Consider the following 22360-nt stretch of genomic DNA (forward strand, 5'->3'; position numbering starts at 1 on the left):
GTGCTGTGCGCTTTTTATGGATTCTTTATGGCCAGGCTTGTAACCTGCGGCCGTGCCTGCCCCGCCTGCCTTCCCCGCCCTCGCCGCGCCGCCGCCCGGCGGTCCGGCCTCGTCCGCCGCCACGCCCCCGCCGTGGCTGGGCTACGCCGTGGCGGCGGTCGCCGCGGCCGCGTTCACCCTGGCCGCCCTGCCCCTGCGCGGTCGCCTGGAGCTGGCGAACATCGTGATGCTGTACCTGCTGGTGGTGGTGCTGGTCGCCCTGCGCCACGGCCGGGGGCCGGCCGCGCTGGCGGCGGTGCTGAACGTCGGCGCCTTCGACTTCGTGTTCGTGCCGCCCCAGCTCTCGTTCGCGGTCACCGACCTGCAGTACCTGCTCACCTTCGGCGTCATGCTGGGCGTGGGCCTGATCACCGGCCAGCTCACCGCCGGCCTGCGCTTCCAGGCTGAAGTGGCGGCGGCCCGCGAGCGGCGGGCGCAGTCGCTGTTCGAGCTTTCGCGCGAACTCTCGGGCGCCCTGCTGGCCGACCAGGTGGCGGCCATCGGCCGGCAGGCGGTGCGCCAGCATTTCGGCGGCGAGGCCGAAGTGGTGGTGAGCGGCCGCGACGACCACCTGCAGCATCCCGTACAGCCCGCCGCCGGCTACGAACGGGCCGCCGCCGAGGCGGCGTTCGCGCTTCCGGTGGCCGCCGGCGCCCCACCGCTGCACGCCCACGGTGCGCAGCCGGGCTGGCACTACCTGCCCCTGCAGGCGCCGGTGCGCGTGCGCGGCGTGTTGGCGCTGCGGCCGGCCGACGCGCGCTGGCTGGCCCTGCCCGAGCAGGCCCAGCACCTGCAGACCCTGGCGCGGCAGGTCGCGATCGCGCTGGAGCGGGTGCACTACGTGGAGGTGGCACAGGAGGCCCAGCTCTCGATCGCCTCCGAGCGGCTTCGCAACACGCTGCTGGCGTCGATCTCGCACGACCTTCGCACGCCGCTCACCGCCCTGGTGGGCCTGGCCGAATCGCTCGCCGCCTCCGCGCCGCCGCTCGCGCCGGCGCAGGCCGGCACCGCACTCGCCCTCGCGTCGCAGGCGCGCGAGCTGGCGACGCTGGTCAACAAGCTCCTGGAGATGGCGCGGCTGCAAAGCGGCGAACGGCCGCTGCAGACCGACTGGCAGTCGGTCGAGGAGGTGGTGGGCAGCACCCTGCGCCTGCTGCGGCCCGCCCTGGCCGGCTGGCCGCTGGAGGTCGACGTGCCCGCGGCCCTGCCGCTGGCCGATTTCGACGCCACGCTGGTCGAGCGCGCGCTGGCCAACCTGCTGGAGAACGCCGTGCGGCACGGTGCGCCGCCGCTGGTGATACGCGTCCGCACCGAACCGGGGTGGCTGGCGATCACCGTGCGGGACCACGGGCCCGGCCTGCCGGCGACCGACCAGGACCTGTTCGGCAAGTTCACGCGCGGCGCCAGCGAATCGGCCACGCCCGGGGTGGGCCTGGGGCTGGCGATCTGCAAGGCGGTGGCCGACGCCCACCATGGCAGCATCCGCGCGGCGAATGCCGAAGGCGGTGGCGCGCTGTTCGAACTGCGCCTGCCCCGGCGCGAGCCCCCGCCCCTGCCCACGGACGTGGAATGAGCCAGATGCCCGTCGCGCTCATCGTCGAGGACGAGCCCACCATACGCCGCTTCGTGCGGGATGCGCTGGAGGCCGGCGGCTGGCAGGTGCACGAGGCGGGCACGCAGCAGCGCGGCCGCATCGAAGCCGGCACCCGCAAGCCGGACCTGATCGTGCTCGACCTGGGCCTGCCCGATGGCGACGGGCTGGACCTGATACGCGCCGTGCGCACCTGGTCCTCGGTGCCCATCCTGGTGCTGTCGGCCCGGGTCGGCGAGTCGGACAAGGTGCAGGCCCTGGACGCCGGGGCCGACGACTACCTGACCAAGCCCTTCGGCGTGGCCGAGCTGATGGCGCGTGTGCGCGCCAACCTGCGCCGGCCGCGCCGCCTCGCCGCCGACGAAGCCGGCACCGAGGCCCTGTTCCGCTTCGGCGACGTGGCCGTGGACACCCGCGCGCGCCTGGTGCGCCGGGCCGGCGCCGAGGTGCACCTGACGCCCATCGAGTACCGCCTGCTGGCCCTGCTCATTGCCAACGCCGGCCGGGTGCTGACGCACCGCCACCTGCTGCAGGAGGTGTGGGGCCCCAGCCATGCGGGGCAGGCGCACTACCTGCGCATCTACATGGGCCACCTGCGCCAGAAGCTGGAGGCCGACCCCGCCCAGCCGCGCCACCTGCTCACGGAGACCGGGGTGGGCTACCGGCTGGTCACCGAGACGGCCTGAGCGCGGTTCGCGGCGGCATCCGCCACGGCCCCGGCCCGGCCTTCAACGAACCGACCTGCGCGCGAGCACCGCATAGACCTGGCCCAGGTCGGCCGGCTTGGCCAGGTGGTCGTCGAAGCCGGACCCCTGGGTAGCGGCCCGGTCGGCGGCCTGGGCGTAGCCGCTCAGGGCCACCAGCAGGGCGGACCCGGCGCCGGGCATCTTGCGCAGCTGCCGGGCCACCTCGAACCCGTCCATGCCCGGCAGGCCCAGGTCCAGGAACACCACCTCCGGCGCCTCGCGCCTGGCCATGTCCAGGGCCTGCGTGCCGTCATAGGCGACGGACAGCCGGTGGCCGTCGATGGCCAGGAGCGCGGCCAGGGTGTCGGCGGCGTCGCGGTTGTCGTCGACCACCAGGATGGACAGGGGCGTGAGGTCCACGGCCTCCTTGCGCAGGGCCGTGGGCCGCAGCTCCTGCCGCCGCCCGTGCTGCGGCAGGCGGACGGTGAAGGTGGCGCCGCGCCCGGAGCCTGCGCTCTGCGCGTCCACCGTGCCCCCGTGCAGCTCCACCAGGCGCTTGACCAGCGCCAGCCCCAGGCCCAGCCCGCCCTCCGAACGGTCTATGGTGCGCTTGTCCTGCGTGAACATGTCGAAGACCTCGGGCATCAGCTCCTGCGAGATGCCCACGCCGTTGTCCTCGACCTTGAGCTCCAGGTGGCCATCCTCCGCCGCCCGGGCGCTGACCTGGATGCGTCCGTCCCGGGGGGTGTACTTCACCGAGTTCATCACCAGGTTCGAGATGATCTGCGTCAGGCGGGCGGGGTCCGCGACCACGTCGAGATCGCCGGGCTCGATGTGGACGTCGATGTGCTGCTGCTTGTCGCGCGCCAGCGGCCGCGAGGCTTCAATAGCGGCGTAGACGGGCGTGGCGACCAGCACGTTCTGCATGCGCAGCTCGATGCGCCCCTGCGTGATGCGGCTGACCTCCAGCAGGTCGTCCACCAGGCGGGCCATGTGCTGGGCCTGGCGCTTGATGATCTGCACGGCCGTGGCACGGCGGTCCTCCTCGTGGCCGGCCTTCTCGAGCAGGCGCACCGCGTTCGTGATGGGCGCGAGCGGATTGCGCAGCTCGTGGCCCAGCATGGCGAGGAACTCGTTGCGCCGGGTGTCGGTCTCCCGCAAGGCCTGCTCCAGGCGCTTGTGGTCGGTGATGTCCAGGTTCACGCCCACGAGACGGGAGACCTGCTCGCGCTCGTCGTGGATGACGCAGCCGCGGCTGAGGATCCAGCGCTCGCGGCCCTTGGCGGTGCGGATGCGGAACTGCGCCTCGAAATCACCGCCGCGCTCCAGCACGCGCGCGATCTGCGCATCCAGTGCGGCGCGGTCCTGCACCAGCACCCGGGCCATGAAATCGTTGATGCTGCCGCGCCCGTCGGCGGCCCGCTCGACTTCCAGCAGGTCGAAGATCTGCGGGCTCCAGTACCCGGTCTCGTCCTTGGGCCGCCACTCCCACACGCCCATGCGGCCCGCTGCCAGCGCCACCTCCAGCCGGTCCCTGTAGATGCGCAGCTGGTGCTCGCGGTCGGCCAGCCGGTCCTGGGCCAGCCGTTCGGCGGTCACGTCGCGCGTGATCTCGAGGATGCGCCCGGGCTGGCCCTCGACGCGCTGCATCAGGGCCTGCACGCGCAGCCTGCGCCCGTCCTTGGTCCGGTGGACGAGCTCGCCGCGCCACTGGCCGTGGCCCTCCAGCTGCGCCAGGATGCGCGCCCAGGGCGTGGGGAACTCGGTCTGCAGCAGGGTATGCGTGGGCACGGCGCGCACCTCACCGGCGGCGTAGCCGTAGAGCAGTTCCGCGCCCCGGTTCCAGCGCTCGATGCCGCCGTCCAGGGCCCAGACGAAGATGGCGTCGGAGGCGAGTTCCAGAAGCTGGGCCTGCTCGCGCCGGTCGGCCTCGGCCTGGCGGCGTTCCGTGATGTCCTGGTGGAAGGCGGTGAACACGGACGGCAGGCCGTGCGCGTCCCGCGCCGTCACGCTGCCGCGGGTCAGGCTCCAGCGGTAGGCCCCGTCCGGTGCGCGTATGCGCAGCTCGCACTCGAACACCGGGGTGCCGCCCGCAAGGTGCGTGTCCAGGGCTGCGCTGGCGCGCTCCCGGTCGTCCGGGTGGATGCTGTCCCGGATGTCCTCGATCGTCACCTGCCGGGTTCCCGGCGCCGGGCTCAGCCAGTCGCCGAAGGTGAAGCGGACTTCGCCGCTCGCGATGTTCCACTCCCACATCACGATGCGTGCGGCGCCCAGCGCGAGCGCCAGCCGCCGTTGCCCGCTGCGCACCGCCTCCTCCAGCCGCCGGCGCTCGGTGATCTCCTCGGCCACCACGCTGATGCCGACGATGCCGCCCGCCTCGTCGAGCAGCGGGCTGAATTGCTCCAGCCAGATGCGTTCGACCCCCGGCTGGGAGGGCACCGAGCCGCGCACCTCGACGTCGTGCAGGGGCTCGCCGGTGCGCAGGATGGTCTTCAGGATCTGCTCGGCCTGCGGTGCGATGTCGGGAATGACCTCGGCGACCGTGCGGCCGATGTGCTTCTCGACCGACAGGCCGTTGATTTCGGCCAGCCGCTGGTTGATGCGCAGGAACCGCAGGTTCGTGTCGAGCACGGCCAAGCCAACCGGGGCCGTGTCGTAGATCGAAGTCAGTTCCATGCCGCCTGATGCCGAGCAGTCGCCGACGCTACGCCTGGGGCAGGCTGGCGTTCATAGGAAGACGCCTATGCTTGATGCCGGAGAACACCCGCCGTGGGCCTCTGCCCATCCGTGCGGGGGCCATGGTCCGGCCGTCGCACGGACGAGCAAGCGGCGCCCCATGAAAAAAGCCGGGCAAGCCCGGCTTCTCGTTGCTCGCGTGCGCGGCGTCAGGCCAGCACGGTGTCCGCCACGGACTTGAAGTCCTCGATCTTGTCGAAGTTCATGTACTGGTAGATCTTGTCGCCGTTGGCGCTGAGCACGCCCATGTCGGCCATGTACTCTTCCTTGGTCGGGATGCGGCCCAGGCGCGAGCAGATGGCGGCCAGCTCGGCCGAACCCAGGTACACGTTGGTGTTCTTGCCCAGGCGGTTGGGGAAGTTGCGGGTGGAGGTGGACATCACCGTCGCGCCCTCGCGCACCTGTGCCTGGTTGCCCATGCACAGCGAGCAGCCCGGCATTTCCATGCGCGCACCGGCGGTGCCCAGCACGCCGTAGTGGCCTTCCTCGGTCAGCTGGCGCTGGTCCATCTTGGTCGGCGGCGCGACCCACAGCTTGACCGGGATGTCGCGCTTGCCTTCCAGCAGCTTGGACGCGGCACGGAAGTGGCCGATGTTGGTCATGCACGAGCCGATGAAGACCTCGTCGATCTTGGCGCCGGCGACGTCGGAGAGGGTTTTCACGTCGTCGGGGTCGTTCGGGCAGGCCACGATGGGCTCGTGGATCTCGGCCAGGTCGATCTCAATCACGGCGGCGTAATCGGCGTCCTTGTCGCCTTCCAGCAGCTGCGGGTTCTTCAGCCAGGCTTCCTGCGCGGCGATCCGGCGGCCCAGGGTGCGGGCGTCGGCGTAGCCGTTGGCGATCATCCAGCGCATCAGCGTGATGTTGCTGTTGAGGTACTCGATGATCGGTTCCTTGTTCAGCTTCACGGTGCAGGCGGCGGCGGAGCGCTCGGCCGAGGCGTCGGAGAGCTCGAAGGCCTGTTCCACCTTCAGGTCCGGCAGGCCCTCGATCTCGAGGATACGGCCGGAGAAGATGTTCTTCTTGCCCTTCTTCTCCACCGTCAGCAGGCCCTGCTTGATCGCGTACAGCGGGATGGCGTTGACCAGGTCACGCAGGGTGACGCCAGGCTGCATCTGGCCCTTGAAGCGCACCAGCACCGACTCGGGCATGTCCAGCGGCATCACACCGGTGGCGGCCGCGAAGGCCACCAGGCCGGAACCGGCCGGGAAGCTGATGCCGATCGGGAAGCGGGTGTGCGAGTCGCCACCCGTGCCCACGGTGTCGGGCAGCAGGAAGCGGTTCAGCCAGCTGTGGATCACGCCGTCGCCCGGGCGCAGCGAGACGCCGCCCCGGGTGGAGATGAAGTCCGGCAGCTCGTGGTGCATCTTGACGTCCACGGGCTTGGGATAGGCGGCCGTGTGGCAGAAGGACTGCATCACCAGGTCGGCCGAGAAGCCCAGGCAGGCCAGGTCCTTCAGCTCGTCGCGGGTCATGGGGCCGGTGGTGTCCTGGGAGCCCACCGAGGTCATGCGCGGCTCGCAGTAGGTGCCCGGGCGCACGCCCTGGCCTTCCGGCAGGCCGCAGGCGCGGCCGACCATCTTCTGCGCCAGCGAGAAGCCCTTGCCGCTGTCCTTGGGGGCCTGGGGCAGGCGGAACAGCGTGGAGGCGGGCAGGCCCAGGGCCTCGCGCGCCTTGGCGGTGAGGCCGCGGCCGACGATCAGCGGGATGCGGCCGCCGGCGCGCACCTCGTCGAAGAGCACGTCGCTCTTGACCTTGAACTCGGCGATGACCTTGCCGTCCTTCAGGGCCTTGCCTTCATAGGGGCGCAGCTCGATGGTGTCGCCGGTCTCCATCTGGCTCACGTCGAGCTCGATGGGCAGCGCGCCCGCGTCTTCCATGGTGTTGTAGAAGATGGGAGCGATCTTGGAGCCCAGGCAGACGCCGCCGAAGCGCTTGTTCGGCACGAAGGGGATGTCTTCGCCGGTCCACCACAGCACGCTGTTGGTGGCCGACTTGCGCGAGGAGCCGGTGCCCACCACGTCGCCCACGTAGGCAACGATGTTGCCGCGGGCCTTGAGCTCCTGCAGCAGCTTGACCGGGCCGCGCTTGCCCTCTTCCTCGGGCACGATGCCCGGGCGCGGGTTCTTCAGCATGGCCAGCGCGTGCAGCGGGATGTCGGGGCGGCTCCAGGCGTCGGGCGCGGGCGACAGGTCGTCGGTGTTGGTCTCGCCGGACACCTTGAACACCGTGAGCTTCATGCTCTGCGGCACTTCGGGGCGGCTGGTGAACCACTCGGCATCGGCCCAGCTCTGGATCACGGCCTTGGCGTTGGCGTTGCCCTTGTCGGCTTTTTCCTTGACGTCGTGGAACTGGTCGAACATCAGCAGCGTCTTCTTGAGGCCGTCCGCAGCGACCTGGCCGACCTCGGGGTCGTCCAGCAGGTCGACCAGCGGGCTGATGTTGTAGCCGCCCAGCATGGTGCCCAGCAGTTCGGTCGCCTTCTGGCGGCTGATGACCATGCACTTCTCGGTGCCATGGGCCACCGCGGCCAGGTAGCTGGCCTTGACCTTGGCGGCATCGTCCACGCCCGCCGGCACGCGGTGCGTGATCAGGTTGACCAGGAAGTCGGCCTCGCCGGTGGAGGGGTTCTTCAGCAGCTCGATCAGCTCAGCGGTCTGCTTGGCCGACAGGGGCAGCGGCGGGATGCCTTGCGCGGCGCGCTCGGCGACATGGTCAACATAGGCTTGCAACATGGCTTTCTCCGTTCAAATTCGCGTGTGCGGTCCCCTCCTCAGGGGGCCTTGGATGGGGTGCTCGGGGGTGCGGCCGATGCGGCTGCGGCCGGGGCGCCGGCCGATGCCGGGGCGGCCGGCGCAGGCGCGGGCGTGTTCGCGGTGGCGGCCGTCGCGGTCGCCGTGGCGGAGGCTGCGGGCAGCGGGTCCAGGATGCTGGGCTGCGGGTGCTTCTTGAGGGCGTCGGCGAAGGTGATCTGCTCCGGGCTCTGGCATTCGTCGGCCAGGCGCTGGCCCAGCTTCTGGCTCATGAGCATGGACTTGTTGCCCAGCTGCAGCCACATCGCACCGCGGCGGGGGTCTTCCAGGCGCACGGCGTGGGTGCGGCTGGCCACGGGGTGCATGATGAAGCGGTAGTTCTTCGTGGTGACCACGAAGATGCCCTCGCGGCGGCCCGGGCGGATCCTGACCTTGGCGCCGAGCTCGCAGGGCATCTCGCCCACGAACACCTCGCGCGCCAGCGCCTTCTCCTCGTCGGTGAGGATCATGTCGGGATCGTCCTCGATGGGCGTGGCCTCCTCCACCGCCTTGCGCGCGGCGGGGTGCAGGGTGCTCCTGGACTTCGAATGGGTGCTCTTGGCCGTCGCGTGGGGCGCGGCATGCCGGGCCGCGGACGCGGGCTGGGCCGGTGCCGTGGCCTGCTGGGCGAGCGCCACGGCGGGCAGGGCCAGCAACAGGGAAAGAATGCGGATGCGGGATGTCATGTACTGCTTGTCTCCGGGGTCGTTGTCGTCGCGAACCATGCGCGCGCGGTGTCGGGCAGCCGCCTTCCGGTCCGGTGCGCCCTCTCCAGCACCTGCCAGTGGTAACGGTAGCTGGCCCTGTCCTCCAGCTTGCCCCCGAAGCTGATCGGCGCCCACTGGGCCTGCGCCGCCGCCTCGAGGATTCTTGTTGCGGTCTCGATCTCGCCCTCGCCGGGTGCGAACACCTCGACGATGGTGCGGATCTGGTCCGGGTGGATGCTCCACATCCGCGTGAAGCCCAGCTCGCGGCTGGCGCGTCGCGCCGCGGCGGCGAAGGCCTCACGGTCCTTGAATTCGGTCACCACGCCATGCGAGGGCACCTTGCCGTTCGCATGGCAGGCCGAGGCGATCTCGACCTTGGCGCGCACCACCAGTGGGTGCGTGAACTGGCCCTGCACGCCCATGGCCTCGCCCGGGATCGCGCCGCCATGGGCGGAGACGAAGTCCATCAGCCCGAAACTGAGCGACTCGATGCGTGGGTGCGCGGCGATGTCGAACGCCCGGTGCACCGCCGCCGGCGACTCGATCAGGGCGTGCAGCGGCAGCTGGCGGGCGCCGGCCGCGTGCAGGGCACGGCTCGCGCGCTCCACGTCGGCGGGCGTCTCCACCTTGGGCAGCATGATGTGGCAGAGCCGGTCGCCGGCCTGGCCGGCGATGGTGGCGATGTCCTGCTCGAAGGCGGGGTGGTCCACCGGGTGCACGCGCACCGCCACCCGCATGCCGAGGGCCGCGCCGCGCGCGAGCGAGACCACCAGCGCCGCGTGCTCGGCCTCGGCGCCCACGGGGGCGCCGTCCTCGCAATCGAGCGTGACGTCGAACACGCAGGCGCCGAATTCCTGGGCCATCTCGGCCTGCAACTGCAGGCTCTTGCGCATGCGCGCCTCGACGCCGCTGTAGTGGTCGCACACGGGCAGGGCGATGGCCCCGCCCTGGGCGCCCATCAGGGCTTCACGGGGATGGACGGTGGTGCTCATGCGGCCTTGCGGGCGACGAAGAAGAGACGGGGGAAGGCCAGCAGGCGCTTGCCGTCGGCGCGCACCGGGTAGGCGGCGTCCATGCGGCGCTCGAACTCGGTGATGTAGGCGGCGCGGGCGGCGTCGTCGGGCAGCGCGTCCAGGTGCGGCCGCAGGCCCGTGCTGCGCAGCCATTCGACGATCGCGGCCGGGGATTCCATGGGGTGCTGGTACGCGGTGCGCCAGACATCGGCGGCGGCCGCGACCGGCGCGAGCAGGTCGTAGTAGCCGTCCACGCCCAGCAGCGCCGCGCGCTCATCGCCGCGGGCGGCAGACGCCGTGAATTGCGGCAGGCGGGCCACCTCGGCCATGGCCCGGTGGCTGGCTTCGGCCAGGTTGTCGGGCACCTGCACCGCGAGCACGCCGCCGGGGGCCAGCAGCGAGAACAGGCGCGGAACCAGGGCCTCGTGCCCCGGCACCCAGTGCAGCACGGCATTGCTGTAGATGAGGTCGGGCGCCGCCTCGGGCACCCACTCCTGCGCATCGCCCAGCATGAAGCGCACGCCCGGCAGGCGCTTGCGGGCGGCTTCGAGCATGGCGGGGGAATTGTCGACGCCCAGGACCTGGGCGCCGGGAAAGCGCTCCACCAGCAGTTCGGTGGAGTTGCCCGGGCCGCAGCCCAGGTCGACCACGCGCGCCGGTGCCGTGAGCGGCACCCGGGCCAGCAGGTCCCGCGCCGGCCGCGTGCGCTCGTCCTCGAAGCGGCGGTAGAGCGCGGGGTTCCAGTCGGCCATGGGCGCGGGTGGCGCGTGCTGCTCGGTTTACAGCAGGTGGGCGACGCCAGCCTGCTCGTCCTGCAGTTCCTTGAGCGTCTTGTTGATGCGCTCCTGGCTGAAGGCGTCGATCTCGAGGCCCTTGACGATCTCGTACTTGCCGTTGGCCGTGGTGACCGGGAAGCCGAACATCACGTCCTTGGGGATGCCGTAGTCGCCGTTGGAGGGCACGCCCATGGTGACCCACTTGCCGTTGGAGCCCAGGGCCCAGTCGCGCATGTGGTCGATGGCGGCGTTGGCCGCGGAGGCGGCGGACGACAGGCCACGCGCCTCGATGATGGCGGCGCCGCGCTTGCCCACGGTGGGCAGGAACACGTCGGCATTCCATACCTGGTCGTTGATCAGGTCCTTGACGCTCTTGCCGCCGATGGTGGCGAAGCGGTAGTCGGCGTACATGGTGGGCGAGTGGTTGCCCCACACCGTCAGCTTCTCGATCTCGCCGACCTTGCCGCCGGTCTTGGCAGCGATCTGCGAGGCGGCGCGGTTGTGGTCCAGGCGCAGCATGGCGGTGAAGTTCTCGCGCGGCAGGCTGGGCGCGCTCTTCATCGCGATGTAGGCGTTGGTGTTGGCGGGGTTGCCGACCACCAGCACCTTGACGTCACGGCTGGCGACCTTGTCCAGGGCCTTGCCCTGGGCGGTGAAGATCTGGGCGTTGGCGGCCAGCAGGTCGGCGCGTTCCATGCCGGGGCCGCGCGGGCGGGCGCCCACCAGCAGGGCGTAGTCGGTGTCCTTGAAGGCGGTCTCGGGCGAGGCGTGGGCTTCCATGCCGGCCAGCAGCGGGAATGCGCAGTCCTCGAGCTCCATCATCACGCCCTTGAGCGCCTTCTGGGCCTTCTCGTCGGGGATCTCCAGCAGTTGCAGGATCACCGGCTGGTCCTTGCCCAGCATTTCGCCGGAGGCGATGCGGAACAGCAGGGCATAACCGATCTGGCCGGCGGCGCCAGTGACAGCAACGCGGACGGGCTTCTTGCTCATGGAAATCTCCGAATGGAAAGGTTGGAAAACGGGTCGGGTGCAGGCCGCGTGCAGGGTGCTGCGACACCACGGGTGACAGCCCTCGAGTGTACCCGTGAAAACCCTCGCGGGTCAATTTGTCTTATGTCTTATATAAGATATGATTGGCGGCTTCGCACCATGGCCGTCCCGCCCTCCGCCCCGCCCGAGCAGCCGTCCTTCCCGGAGGCCGGCACGCCCGCCTTCAGCCCGCTGTACCAGCAGATCAAGGGGCTGATCCTGCAAAGCCTGCAGGCCGGCGAATGGAAGCCGGGCGAAGCCATTCCCAGCGAGATGGACCTGGCCGCGCGCTACCGCGTGAGCCAGGGCACCGTGCGCAAGGCGATCGACGAGCTGGCGGCCGAGAACCTGGTGGTGCGCCGCCAGGGCAAGGGCACCTTCGTGGCCACCCATGCCGAGCAGCACGTGCAGTACCGCTTCCTGAAGCTGGTGCCCGATGCCGGCGACCGCGATGCCGAGGGCCCGGCCCAGCGCAACGTGGTCGAGTGCAAGCGCGTGCGCGCCGGCGCCGAGGTGGCGCGCGCGCTGGCCCTGCGCACCGGCGACCCGGTGGTGCAGGTGCGGCGCGTGCTCTCCTTCGACGGCGAGCCCACCATCCTGGAAGACCTGTGGCTGCCAGGGGTCGCGTTCAAGGGCCTGAGCGCCGAGCAGATGGCGGGCTACCATGGCCCGACCTATGCGATGTTCGAGATCGAATTCGGCGTGCGCATGGTGCGCGCGGAAGAGAAGATCCGCGCGGTGGCGGCCGATGCGCAGCAGGCCGCGCTGCTCGGGGTGGCCGAGCACACGCCTCTGCTGTCGGTGGAACGCATCGCGTACACGTACAACGACACGCCCATGGAACTGCGCCGTGGCCTCTACCGCACGGAGACACACCATTACCGCAATGAGCTGAGTTGAACCCGAGCGCGAACCGAAAGAATGCTGCAAAGCTGGTGTCAGCTTGTTGCGTTGCAATAGAATTTTGGGCTGTCCGCGCAACAAGAACACGAGCCTTCCGAATCGAAAGCCTTCCATGACCACTGCCACCCCAGCCACGAAGCGGCCTGAATTCCGCAACATCAACGCGATCTCCGACCTGCCGAGCTACCGCCTTCCCGCGGCCGGCTGGGTCTCCATCCTGCATCGCGTCAGCGGCGTGCTGATGTTCCTGCTGATGCCCTTCATCATCTGGATGTTCGACACCTCGCTGTCGTCCGAGATCTCGTTCGCGCGCTTTCGCGCCGCCTTCAACAGCGGCCTGGGCTTCGTGCCCGGCGTGCTGGTGAAGCTGGTGGCCCTGGCCCTGATCTGGGCCTTCCTGCACCACATCATCGCCGGCGTTCGCCACCTCTGGATGGACATGAGCCACGATGCGGTGAACAAGGAATTCGGCGCCAACACCGCCAAGGCGACGCTGGCCCTGAGCGTGCTGCTCACCCTGGTGCTGGGCGCCAAGCTGTTCGGCCTGTACTGACAACGAGAACCCGAGAAGGCAACAACACCATGTCCGTCAACTACGGCTCCAAGCGCATCGTCGTCGGCGCGCACTACGGCCTGCGCGACTGGCTCAGCCAGCGCGTCACCGCCATCCTGATGGCGCTCTTCACCCTCGTGGTGCTGGCGCAGGTTCTGCTCTCGCGCGGCCCCATCGGCTACGACAAGTGGGCCGGCATCTTCGCCGCCCAGTGGATGAAGGTCCTGACCTTTGCCGTGATCGCCGCGCTGCTGTGGCACGTGTGGGTCGGCATGCGGGACGTCTTCATGGATTACATCAAGCCCGTCGCCATCCGCCTGGCTGCCCAGGTCTTCACCATCGTCTGGCTGGTCGGCTGCGCAGGCTGGGCCATCCAGGTGCTCTGGAGGCTTTGAACCGAATGTCCTACACCGCCAACTCCATCACCCGCCGCAAGTTCGACGTCGTCATCGTCGGTGCCGGCGGCTCCGGGATGCGCGCCTCGCTGCAGCTCTCCCGTGCCGGCCTGAACGTCGCCGTGCTGTCCAAGGTCTTCCCGACCCGCTCGCACACCGTGGCTGCCCAGGGCGGCATCGGCGCCTCGCTGGGCAACATGTCCGAGGACAACTGGCACTACCACTTCTACGACACCGTCAAGGGCTCCGACTGGCTCGGCGACCAGGACGCGATCGAATTCATGTGCCGTGAAGCGCCCAAGGTCGTGTACGACCTGGAGCACATGGGCATGCCCTTCGACCGCAACCCGGACGGCACCATCTACCAGCGCCCCTTCGGCGGCCACACCGCCAACTACGGCGAGAAGCCGGTGCAGCGCGCCTGCGCCGCGGCCGACCGCACCGGCCACGCGATGCTGCACACGCTGTACCAGCAGAACGTCAAGGCCAAGACCTCCTTCTTCGTCGAGTGGATGGCGCTGGACCTGATCCGCGACGCCGACGGCGACGTGGTGGGCGTGACGGCCCTGGAGATGGAAACCGGCGACCTGCACATCCTGGAAGCCAAGACCACGCTGCTGGCCACCGGCGGCGCGGGCCGCATCTTCGCCGCCTCCACCAACGCCTTCATCAACACCGGTGACGGCCTGGGCATGGCGGCGCGCGCCGGCATCCCGCTGGAAGACATGGAGTTCTGGCAGTTCCACCCGACCGGCGTGGCCGGCGCGGGCGTGCTGCTGACCGAAGGCTGCCGCGGCGAGGGCGCCATCCTGCTGAACAGCAATGGCGAGCGCTTCATGGAGCGCTACGCGCCCACCCTGAAGGACCTGGCCCCGCGTGACTTCGTCTCCCGCTCCATGGACCAGGAGATCAAGGAAGGCCGTGGCTGCGGTCCCAACAAGGACTACGTGCTGCTCAAGCTCGACCACCTGGGCGCGGAGACCATCCACAAGCGCCTGCCCTCGGTGTACGAGATCGGCGTGAACTTCGCCAACGTGGACATCACCAAGGAACCGATCCCGGTGGTGCCCACCATCCACTACCAGATGGGCGGCATCCCGACCAACATCAACGGCCAGGTCGTGATCCAGAAGGGCGGCGACAACAACGCCATCGTCAACGGCCTCTACGCCGTGGGCGAGTGCTCCTGCGTGTCGGTGCACGGCGCCAACCGCCTGGGCACCAACTCGCTGCTGGACCTGCTGGTGTTCGGCCGCGCGGCCGGCAACCACATCGTCGAGTTCGCCAAGGGCAGCAAGAACCACAAGCCCCTGCCGGCCGACGCCGCCGACCGCTCGCTGGAGCGCCTGAACCGCCTGGAAGCCGGCAACTCCGGCGAGTACGCACAGGACGTCGCCAATGACATCCGCGCCACCATGCAGCGCCACGCGGGCGTGTTCCGCACCCAGGCCAGCATGGACGAGGGCGTGGCCAAGATCGCCGACATCCGCGAGCGCGTGGGTTCCATCGCGCTCAAGGACAAGTCCCGCGTGTTCAACACCGCCCGCATCGAGGCGCTGGAAGTCGAGAACCTGATCGAGTGCGCGCAGGCCACCATGGTGTCCGCCGCCGCCCGCAAGGAGTGCCGTGGCGCCCACACCGTGAGCGACTACGAGCGCCCGGCCGACGACCCGGTCGCACCGCTGGGCCGCGACGACGCCAACTGGATGAAGCACTCGCTCTGGTACAGCGAGGGCAACCGCCTGGACTACAAGCCCGTCAAGCTCAAGCCGCTGACGGTGGACAGCGTGCCGCCCAAGGTGCGTACGTTCTAGTACGTACTAGCCCGAACCATCGCCTGCGACTAGATTCGAATCGAGCACTTCCATGCAAAAACGCACTTTCCAGATCTACCGTTACGACCCCGAGAAGGATGCCAAGCCGTACATGCAGACGGTGGAGATCGAACTCGAGGGCAACGAGCGCATGCTGCTCGACGCGCTGATGAAGCTCAAGGCCAAGGACCCCAGCCTGTCCTTCCGCCGCTCCTGCCGCGAAGGCGTGTGCGGGTCCGACGCCATGAACATCAACGGCAAGAACGGCCTGGCCTGCCTGACGAACATGCGCACGCTGAAGGACCCCATCGTCCTCAAGCCCCTGCCCGGCCTGCCGGTCATCCGCGACCTGATCGTGGACATGACCCAGTTCTTCAAGCAGTACCACTCGATCAAGCCCTACCTGGTCAACGACAACATCCCGCCCGAGAAGGAACGGCTGCAGTCGCCCGAGGAGCGCGAGGAACTGAACGGCCTGTACGAGTGCATCCTGTGCGCCAGCTGCTCGACCAGCTGCCCCAGCTTCTGGTGGAACCCGGACAAGTTCGTCGGCCCGGCCGGCCTGCTGCAGGCCTACCGCTTCATCGCCGACAGCCGCGACGAGGCCACCGCCGACCGCCTGGACAACCTGGAAGACCCGTACCGGCTGTTCCGCTGCCACACGATCATGAACTGCGTCGACGTCTGCCCCAAGGGCCTGAACCCGACCAAGGCGATCGGCAAGATCAAGGAGCTGATGGTCCGCCGGGCCGTCTGAGGGCCGATGGACGCGGAGCTCATCGGCGAGCGGGAGCTCAGCAAGCTGCGTTGGCGCTGCCGGCGCGGTTTGCTGGAAAATGACCTGTTCATCGAGCGCTTTTTCGAGCGGCACACCGCCAGCCTCAGCGTCAGGCAGGCGGCGGCCCTGAATGAATTGATGAACCTGGCGGACAACGACCTGCTCGACCTGTTGCTGCGCCGCCGGGAGCCCGAGGGCGAGTTGGCCACGGGTGACGTACTGCAAGTGCTGGCGATGCTGCGGGAGCCCGCGGCTCGCCCACCTGGCCCCTGATTTTTGAGGAAAACTGAGATGAAACTCGCCGACAACAAAGCCACGCTGTCGTTCAGCAACGGCGGCCCCAGCGTCGACCTGCCGGTCTATCAAGGCAGCATCGGCCCGGACGTGATCGACATCCGCAAGCTGTATGCACAGACCGGCATGTTCACCTACGACCCGGGTTTCATGTCGACGGCCTCCTGCCAGTCCGCCATCACCTACATCGACGGCGACAAGGGCGAACTGCTGTACCGCGGCTACCCGATCGAGCAGCTGGCGACCCAGTGCGACTTCCTCGAGACCTGCTACCTGCTGCTCAACGGCGAACTGCCCAACGAGACGCAGAAGACCGAATTCGTCAGCCGCGTGACCCACCACACCATGGTCAACGAGCAGATGCAGTTCTTCCTGCGCGGCTTCCGCCGTGACGCGCACCCGATGGCCGTCATGACCGGCCTGGTGGGCGCCCTGTCGGCCTTCTACCATGACAGCACGGACATCAACAATCCCGAGCACCGCGAGATCTCCGCGATCCGCCTGATCGCGAAGATGCCCACGCTGGTCGCCATGGCCTACAAGTACAGCGCCGGCCAGCCGTACATGTACCCCAAGAACAAGCTGAGCTACACGGCCAACTTCATGCAGATGATGTTCGCCACGCCCTGCGAGGACTACGAGCCCGACGACGTGCTGGTGCGCGCCATGGACCGCATCTTCATCCTGCACGCCGACCACGAGCAGAACGCCTCCACCTCCACGGTGCGCCTGTGCGGCTCCTCCGGCACCAACCCCTTCGCGGCCATCGCCGCGGGCGTGGCCTGCCTCTGGGGCCCGGCCCACGGCGGCGCCAACGAAGCCGCGCTGAACATGCTGGAGGACATCCAGCGAAACGGCGGCATTGACAAGATCGGCGACTTCATCAAGCAGGCCAAGGACAAGAACTCCGGCGTCAAGCTGATGGGCTTCGGCCACCGCGTGTACAAGAACTACGACCCGCGCGCCAAGCTGATGCAGGAGACCTGCCGCGAGGTGCTGGGCCACCTGGGCGTGGAGAACGACCCCATCCTCAAGCTGGCCCAGGCGCTGGAGAAGATCGCCCTGGAAGACGAATACTTCGTCTCCCGCAAGCTCTACCCGAACGTGGACTTCTACTCCGGCATCGTGCAGCGCGCGATCGGCATCCCGGTCAGCCTGTTCACCGCGATCTTCGCGCTGGCCCGCACCGTGGGCTGGATCGCCCAGCTCAACGAGATGATCGGCGACCCGGAGTACAAGATCGGCCGCCCGCGCCAGCTGTTCACCGGCTCCGCCCGCCGCGACGTGCAGCCGCTCGCCCAACGCTGAACGGCCCCTTCCGGCCCCGAAAGGCCCGCCCACCGGCGGGCCTTTTTTCATGCCGGCCCCCCGCCTGGCGGGCAGTTTCCATTGCGACCTAAAATCACGGGTTACATGGCCAAGACGCTCTACGACAAGATCTGGGACGAACACGTCGTCCACACCGAGGAGGACGGCACGTCCATCCTCTACATCGACCGCCACCTGGTGCACGAAGTGACCAGCCCGCAGGCGTTCGAGGGGCTGCGCGTCGCCGGCCGCAAGGTCTGGCGCATCAGCTCCATCGTCGCCACCGCCGACCACAACACGCCCACCACCGGCTGGGAGCGCGGCTACGACGGCATCGCCGACCCGATCAGCAAGGAACAGATCACCACGCTGGACAAGAACATCGCGGAGTTCGGCTCGGCGGCGTACTTTCCCTTCCTGTCCAAGCGCCAGGGCATCGTGCACGTGATCGGCCCCGAGCAGGGTGCCACCCTGCCCGGCATGACCGTGGTCTGCGGCGACTCGCACACCTCCACCCACGGCGCGTTCGGCGCGCTGGCGCACGGCATAGGCACCAGCGAGGTCGAGCACGTGATGGCCACGCAGACCCTGCTGGCCCGCAAGGCGAAGAACATGCTGGTGAAGGTCGAGGGGCGCCTGGCCGCCGGCGTCACCGCCAAGGACATCGTGCTGGCCATCATCGGCCGCATCGGCACCGCCGGCGGCACCGGCTACACCATCGAGTTCGCGGGCTCCGCGATCCGCGGCCTGTCCATGGAAGGCCGCATGACCGTCTGCAACATGGCGATCGAGGCCGGCGCCCGTGCCGGCCTGGTGGCCGTGGACGACAAGACCCTGGACTACGTCAAGGGCCGCCCGCTGGCGCCCACCGGCGTCGAGTGGGACCACGCCGTCGCCTACTGGAAGACGCTGCATTCCGACCCGGGCGCGCACTTCGACACCGTGGTCGAACTGGACGCCACGGCCATCGTGCCGCAGGTGACCTGGGGCACCTCGCCCGAGATGGTGCTGGGCATCGACGCCCGCGTGCCCGACCCCGACAAGGAAAAGGACGCCACCAAGCGCGGCGCCATCGAGCGCGCCCTGACCTACATGGGCCTGGAGCCGGGCAAGCCGCTGAACGACATCTACGTCGACAAGGTGTTCATCGGCTCCTGCACCAACAGCCGCATCGAGGACATGCGCGAGGCCGCCGCCGTGGTCAAGCGCCTGGGCCAGAAGGTCGCCAAGAACATCAAGGTCGCGATGGTGGTGCCGGGCTCCGGCGTGGTCAAGGAGCAGGCCGAGCGCGAGGGTCTGCACGATATCTTCAAGGCCGCGGGCTTCGAGTGGCGCGAGCCGGGCTGCTCCATGTGCCTGGCGATGAACGCCGACCGGCTGGAGCCGGGCGAGCGCTGCGCCTCCACCAGCAACCGCAACTTCGAAGGCCGCCAGGGCGCTGGCGGCCGCACCCACCTGGTCAGCCCGGCCATGGCCGCCGCCGCGGCGGTGCATGGCCATTTCGTCGACATCCGCCAATACGCCTGAACGAGGAGAGCCGCATGAAGAAGATCGCCACCCTGCTTGCCATCACCATCACCTTCGTCCTCGCCGGTTGCAACACCATGCGCGGCATGGGCCAGGACGTGCAGAAGGCCGGATCGGCCATCGAAAGCGCGGCCAAGAAGTAATGCAGCAATTCACGATCCACAAGGGGCTGGTGGCCCCGATGGACCGGGAGAACGTCGACACCGACGCGATCATCCCGAAGCAGTTCCTGAAGTCCATCCGGCGCACCGGCTTCGGCCCCAACCTGTTCGACGAATGGCGCTACCTGGACCCGGGCTACCCCGGCCAGGACCCGGCCAGCCGCAAGCCGAACCCCGACTTCGTGCTGAACCAGCCGCGCTACAAGGGCGCGTCCGTGCTGCTGGCGCGCCGCAACTTCGGCTGCGGCTCCTCGCGCGAGCACGCCCCCTGGGCGCTGGACCAGTACGGCTTTCGCGCCATCATCGCGCCCAGCTACGCCGACATCTTCTTCAACAACTGCTTCAAGAACGGCCTGCTGCCCATCGTGCTGCCGGAGTCGCAGGTGGCGCAGCTGTTCGACGAGGTCGCCGTGACGCCCGGCTACGAGCTCACCATCGACCTGGCGCGCCAGACCGTGGTCACGCCCCAGGGCCGCGAGCTGCCCTTCGAGGTGCAGGCCTTCCGCAAGTACTGCCTCATCAACGGCCTGGACGACATCGGGCTGACGCTGCGGCAGAAGGACAAGATCCAGGCCTTCGAAGCCCAGCGCCTGGCCACCAAGCCCTGGCTGGCGCACGTGCTGCCGGGCTGAACGCCCTCCGACCGAACCTGGGGGCCCGCTGTGCCGGGCCCCCGCCTTTTGAGAGACACGAGAATGAAGATCGCCATCCTCCCCGGTGACGGCATAGGCACCGAGATCGTCGCCGAGGCGGTGAAGGTCCTGAACGTCCTGGACCTGAAGTTCGAGATGGAGACCGCCCTGGTCGGCGGCGCCGCCTACGAGGCGCATGGCCACCCCCTGCCCGAGTCCACGCTCAAGCTCGCGAAGGAAGCGGACGCCGTGCTGTTCGGCGCCGTGGGCGACTGGAAGTACGACAAGCTGGACCGCCCGCTGCGTCCCGAGCAGGCGGTGCTGGGCCTGCGCAAGAACCTGGGCCTGTTCGCCAACTTCCGCCCCGCGATCTGCTACGACGAGCTGGTGTCCGCCTCCAGCCTCAAGCCCGAGCTGGTCGCCGGCCTGGACATCCTCATCATCCGCGAGCTGACCGGCGATATCTACTTCGGCCAGCCGCGCGGCCGCCGAACGGCGCTGGACGGGCACTTCCCCGGCGCCGAGGAGGCCTTCGACACCATGCGCTACTCGCGTCCGGAGATCGAGCGCATCGCCCGCGTCGCCTTCGAGGCCGCACGCAAGCGCAACAAGCACGTCACCAGCGTGGACAAGGCCAACGTGCTGGAGACCTTCCAGCTCTGGAAGGACGTGGTCACCGAGGTCGGCAAGGACTACCCCGACGTGACGCTGGACCACATGTACGTGGACAACGCGGCCATGCAGCTGGTCAAGCAGCCCAAGTTCTTCGACGTGGTGGTCACGGGCAACATGTTCGGCGACATCCTCTCGGACGAGGCGGCGATGCTCACCGGCTCCATCGGCATGCTGCCCTCGGCCAGCCTGAACGCGAGCGGCCAGGGCCTGTACGAGCCCAGCCACGGCAGCGCGCCGGACATCGCCGGCAAGGGCGTGGCGAATCCTTTGGCTACAATACTGTCCGCTGCCATGATGCTCCGATTCACCCTGAACCAGCCTGACGCCGCCGGCCGCATTGAGCGGGCGGTGAAGCACGTGCTGGCTTCCGGGCTGCGCACCGGGGACATCTGGTCGGAAGGCAGCACCCGCGTCGGCACCCGCGAGATGGGTGACGCCGTCGTGGCCGCGATCACCACCACGAAAATTACCAAGGGCTAGCAAGCTCCGGTTCGTCGCGCGCCTGCCCCGGCCCTGACGAGCCGGGGACCACGGGATCCAACAGAAAGGCGATGACGATGACTTCCTTGAACGCACAACCCCGTGTCGGCCTGGTCGGCTGGCGCGGCATGGTCGGCTCGGTCCTCATGGACCGCATGCAGGCAGAGGGCGACTTCGCCCTCATCGAACCGATCTTCTTCTCGACCTCGAACGCCGGCGGCACCGCGCCGAAGATGGCGAAGAACGAGTCCACCCTGAAGGACGCGTTCGACATCGAGGCGCTGCGGCAGTGCGACATCGTCCTCACGGCCCAGGGCGGCGACTACACCACCGAGGTATTTCCCAAGCTGCGCGCCGCGGGCTGGACCGGCCACTGGATCGACGCCGCCTCCACCCTGCGCATGAAGGACGATGCGGTCATCGTGCTGGACCCGGTGAACAGCCCGGTCATCAAGAACGCGCTGGCCCAGGGCGGGCGCAACTGGATCGGCGGCAACTGCACCGTGAGCTGCATGCTGATGGGCGTGGGCGCGCTCTACAAGGCCGGGCTGGTGGAGTGGATGTCCAGCATGACCTACCAGGCGGCTTCCGGCGGCGGCGCGCAGCACATGCGCGAACTGCTGACCCAGTTCGGCACCCTGAATGCCGAGGTCCGCGCCCTGCTGGACGACCCGAAGTCGGCCATCCTGGAGATCGACCGCAAGGTGCTGGCCCGCCAGCAGTCCATGGGCGCCGCCGAGACCGAGAACTTCGGCGTGCCGCTGGGCGGCTCGCTCATCCCCTGGATCGACAAGGACCTGGGCAACGGCACCTCCCGCGAGGAGTGGAAGGCCGGCGCCGAGACCAACAAGATCCTGGGCCAGGGCGAGGGCTTCGTCAGCCCGGCCGTGCCGGTGGACGGCTTCTGCGTGCGTGTGGGCGCGATGCGCTGCCACAGCCAGGCGCTGACCTTCAAGCTCAGGAAGGACGTGCCCCTGGCCGACATCGAGGCCATGATCGCGGCCGACAACGAATGGGTGCGCGTGGTGCCCAACACCCGCGAAGCCACCCTGAAGGACCTGACCCCGGTGGCCGTGACCGGCACCCTGGGCATCCCGGTGGGCCGGCTGCGCAAGATGGCCATGGGGCCGGAGTACCTGGGCGCCTTCACCATCGGCGACCAGCTGCTGTGGGGCGCGGCCGAGCCGCTGCGGCGCATGCTGCGCATCCTGCTGGAAGCCTGAGTTCAGCCCCGCGCGGGGCCGACGACGTCCTGTCATCCCTGGTTACAGGACGTTGTCGCGTCACAACAAGCCTGAGAGTGTAAAGGGGCGGAAGCAGCCGGCTCCAAAGTTAAAGTCTGTCTCAGCTTGTCAGCCTAAAACATTGATGTTATGGTCCTTTTCGCATATCAGCGTCGGGGGTTCGTGCGCATCATCATGAGAAAAAAACGGGTATCCGGAACGGCGTGTTGGAACGGCTCTCAGATCGA

20 protein-coding genes are annotated in these 22360 nt (G+C 68.9%); 14 read left to right on the forward strand and 6 right to left on the reverse strand.

The annotated features are described in order from the left end of the window. The first annotated feature begins 52 nt into the window (after nucleotides 1–52). On the forward strand, nucleotides 53–1612 hold the full coding sequence (locus tag IM725_RS00485) for a DUF4118 domain-containing protein (RefSeq protein WP_193778592.1): 1560 nt from the start codon (nucleotides 53–55) through the stop codon (nucleotides 1610–1612). After that, nucleotides 1609–2316 (forward strand): two-component system response regulator KdpE, encoded by a 708-nt coding sequence (kdpE, locus tag IM725_RS00490; protein ID WP_193778593.1) that lies wholly within the window; start codon nucleotides 1609–1611, stop codon nucleotides 2314–2316. The genes IM725_RS00485 and kdpE overlap by 4 nt, the downstream gene beginning before the upstream one ends. Nucleotides 2317–2358: 42 nt before the next feature. On the opposite strand, the gene IM725_RS00495 is transcribed toward kdpE, so the two are convergent. From IM725_RS00495 to IM725_RS00520, 6 genes are all read right to left on the reverse strand, one after another. Next, nucleotides 2359–4992 (reverse strand): hybrid sensor histidine kinase/response regulator, encoded by a 2634-nt coding sequence (locus tag IM725_RS00495; RefSeq protein ID WP_193778594.1) that lies wholly within the window; start codon nucleotides 4990–4992, stop codon nucleotides 2359–2361. Nucleotides 4993–5201: 209 nt separating this feature from the next. Continuing rightward, the gene (locus tag IM725_RS00500; RefSeq protein WP_193778595.1) at nucleotides 5202–7787 is read right to left on the reverse strand and encodes a bifunctional aconitate hydratase 2/2-methylisocitrate dehydratase; all 2586 of its coding nucleotides are present in this window, start codon (nucleotides 7785–7787) and stop codon (nucleotides 5202–5204) included. Between the two features lie 38 nt (nucleotides 7788–7825). Beyond that, nucleotides 7826–8530 carry a hypothetical protein gene (locus IM725_RS00505; RefSeq protein WP_321576176.1) on the reverse strand — a complete coding sequence of 235 codons (705 nt, stop codon included), beginning with the start codon at nucleotides 8528–8530 and terminating at the stop codon, nucleotides 7826–7828. Beyond that, nucleotides 8527–9543, reverse strand: coding sequence for an HpcH/HpaI aldolase/citrate lyase family protein (locus IM725_RS00510; protein WP_193778596.1), 1017 nt, complete (start codon nucleotides 9541–9543; stop codon nucleotides 8527–8529). Before IM725_RS00510 ends, IM725_RS00505 begins: the two co-directional genes overlap by 4 nt. Continuing rightward, the gene (gene tam, locus IM725_RS00515; RefSeq protein ID WP_193778597.1) at nucleotides 9540–10316 is read right to left on the reverse strand and encodes a trans-aconitate 2-methyltransferase; all 777 of its coding nucleotides are present in this window, start codon (nucleotides 10314–10316) and stop codon (nucleotides 9540–9542) included. The genes IM725_RS00510 and tam overlap by 4 nt, the downstream gene beginning before the upstream one ends. A 27-nt stretch (nucleotides 10317–10343) precedes the next feature. Continuing rightward, the gene (locus tag IM725_RS00520) at nucleotides 10344–11330 is read right to left on the reverse strand and encodes a malate dehydrogenase (protein WP_193778598.1); all 987 of its coding nucleotides are present in this window, start codon (nucleotides 11328–11330) and stop codon (nucleotides 10344–10346) included. Between the two features lie 159 nt (nucleotides 11331–11489). Between IM725_RS00520 and IM725_RS00525 the strand changes: the two genes are divergently transcribed. From IM725_RS00525 to asd, 12 genes are all read left to right on the forward strand, one after another. Continuing rightward, nucleotides 11490–12269, forward strand: a complete 780-nt coding sequence (locus IM725_RS00525) for a GntR family transcriptional regulator (protein WP_193778599.1) — start codon at nucleotides 11490–11492, stop codon at nucleotides 12267–12269. A 115-nt stretch (nucleotides 12270–12384) separates the two neighbouring features. Then, the gene (sdhC, locus tag IM725_RS00530; protein WP_193778600.1) at nucleotides 12385–12825 is read left to right on the forward strand and encodes a succinate dehydrogenase, cytochrome b556 subunit; all 441 of its coding nucleotides are present in this window, start codon (nucleotides 12385–12387) and stop codon (nucleotides 12823–12825) included. Between the two features lie 29 nt (nucleotides 12826–12854). Beyond that, nucleotides 12855–13220: a succinate dehydrogenase, hydrophobic membrane anchor protein gene (gene sdhD, locus IM725_RS00535; protein WP_193778601.1), complete on the forward strand. Its 366-nt coding sequence runs from the start codon at nucleotides 12855–12857 to the stop codon at nucleotides 13218–13220. A 5-nt stretch (nucleotides 13221–13225) separates the two neighbouring features. Next, complete coding sequence (sdhA, locus tag IM725_RS00540; protein ID WP_193778602.1) at nucleotides 13226–15034, forward strand: succinate dehydrogenase flavoprotein subunit; 1809 nt, start codon at nucleotides 13226–13228, stop codon at nucleotides 15032–15034. Between the two features lie 52 nt (nucleotides 15035–15086). After that, nucleotides 15087–15791: a succinate dehydrogenase iron-sulfur subunit gene (locus IM725_RS00545; protein ID WP_193778603.1), complete on the forward strand. Its 705-nt coding sequence runs from the start codon at nucleotides 15087–15089 to the stop codon at nucleotides 15789–15791. 6 nt (nucleotides 15792–15797) lie between these two features. Beyond that, on the forward strand, nucleotides 15798–16085 hold the full coding sequence (locus IM725_RS00550; RefSeq protein ID WP_193778604.1) for an FAD assembly factor SdhE: 288 nt from the start codon (nucleotides 15798–15800) through the stop codon (nucleotides 16083–16085). A gap of 18 nt (nucleotides 16086–16103) precedes the next feature. Further along, entirely contained in the window at nucleotides 16104–17414 is a 1311-nt protein-coding gene (locus tag IM725_RS00555; protein WP_193778605.1) for a citrate synthase, read from the forward strand. 105 nt (nucleotides 17415–17519) lie between these two features. Beyond that, complete coding sequence (leuC, locus tag IM725_RS00560) at nucleotides 17520–18941, forward strand: 3-isopropylmalate dehydratase large subunit (protein WP_193778606.1); 1422 nt, start codon at nucleotides 17520–17522, stop codon at nucleotides 18939–18941. A gap of 14 nt (nucleotides 18942–18955) precedes the next feature. Next, on the forward strand, nucleotides 18956–19084 hold the full coding sequence (locus tag IM725_RS00565) for an entericidin A/B family lipoprotein (protein WP_193778607.1): 129 nt from the start codon (nucleotides 18956–18958) through the stop codon (nucleotides 19082–19084). Beyond that, the gene (gene leuD, locus IM725_RS00570; protein WP_193778608.1) at nucleotides 19084–19734 is read left to right on the forward strand and encodes a 3-isopropylmalate dehydratase small subunit; all 651 of its coding nucleotides are present in this window, start codon (nucleotides 19084–19086) and stop codon (nucleotides 19732–19734) included. The genes IM725_RS00565 and leuD overlap by 1 nt, the downstream gene beginning before the upstream one ends. Before the next feature lie 63 nt (nucleotides 19735–19797). After that, the gene (gene leuB, locus IM725_RS00575; RefSeq protein ID WP_193778609.1) at nucleotides 19798–20889 is read left to right on the forward strand and encodes a 3-isopropylmalate dehydrogenase; all 1092 of its coding nucleotides are present in this window, start codon (nucleotides 19798–19800) and stop codon (nucleotides 20887–20889) included. 86 nt (nucleotides 20890–20975) lie between these two features. Further along, nucleotides 20976–22112, forward strand: coding sequence for an aspartate-semialdehyde dehydrogenase (gene asd / locus IM725_RS00580; protein WP_407692488.1), 1137 nt, complete (start codon nucleotides 20976–20978; stop codon nucleotides 22110–22112). Nucleotides 22113–22360: the final 248 nt, after the last annotated feature.

The sequence above is a fragment of the Ramlibacter aquaticus genome (assembly GCF_015159745.1).
In the GTDB taxonomy this organism is placed as follows: domain Bacteria; phylum Pseudomonadota; class Gammaproteobacteria; order Burkholderiales; family Burkholderiaceae_C; genus Ramlibacter; species Ramlibacter aquaticus.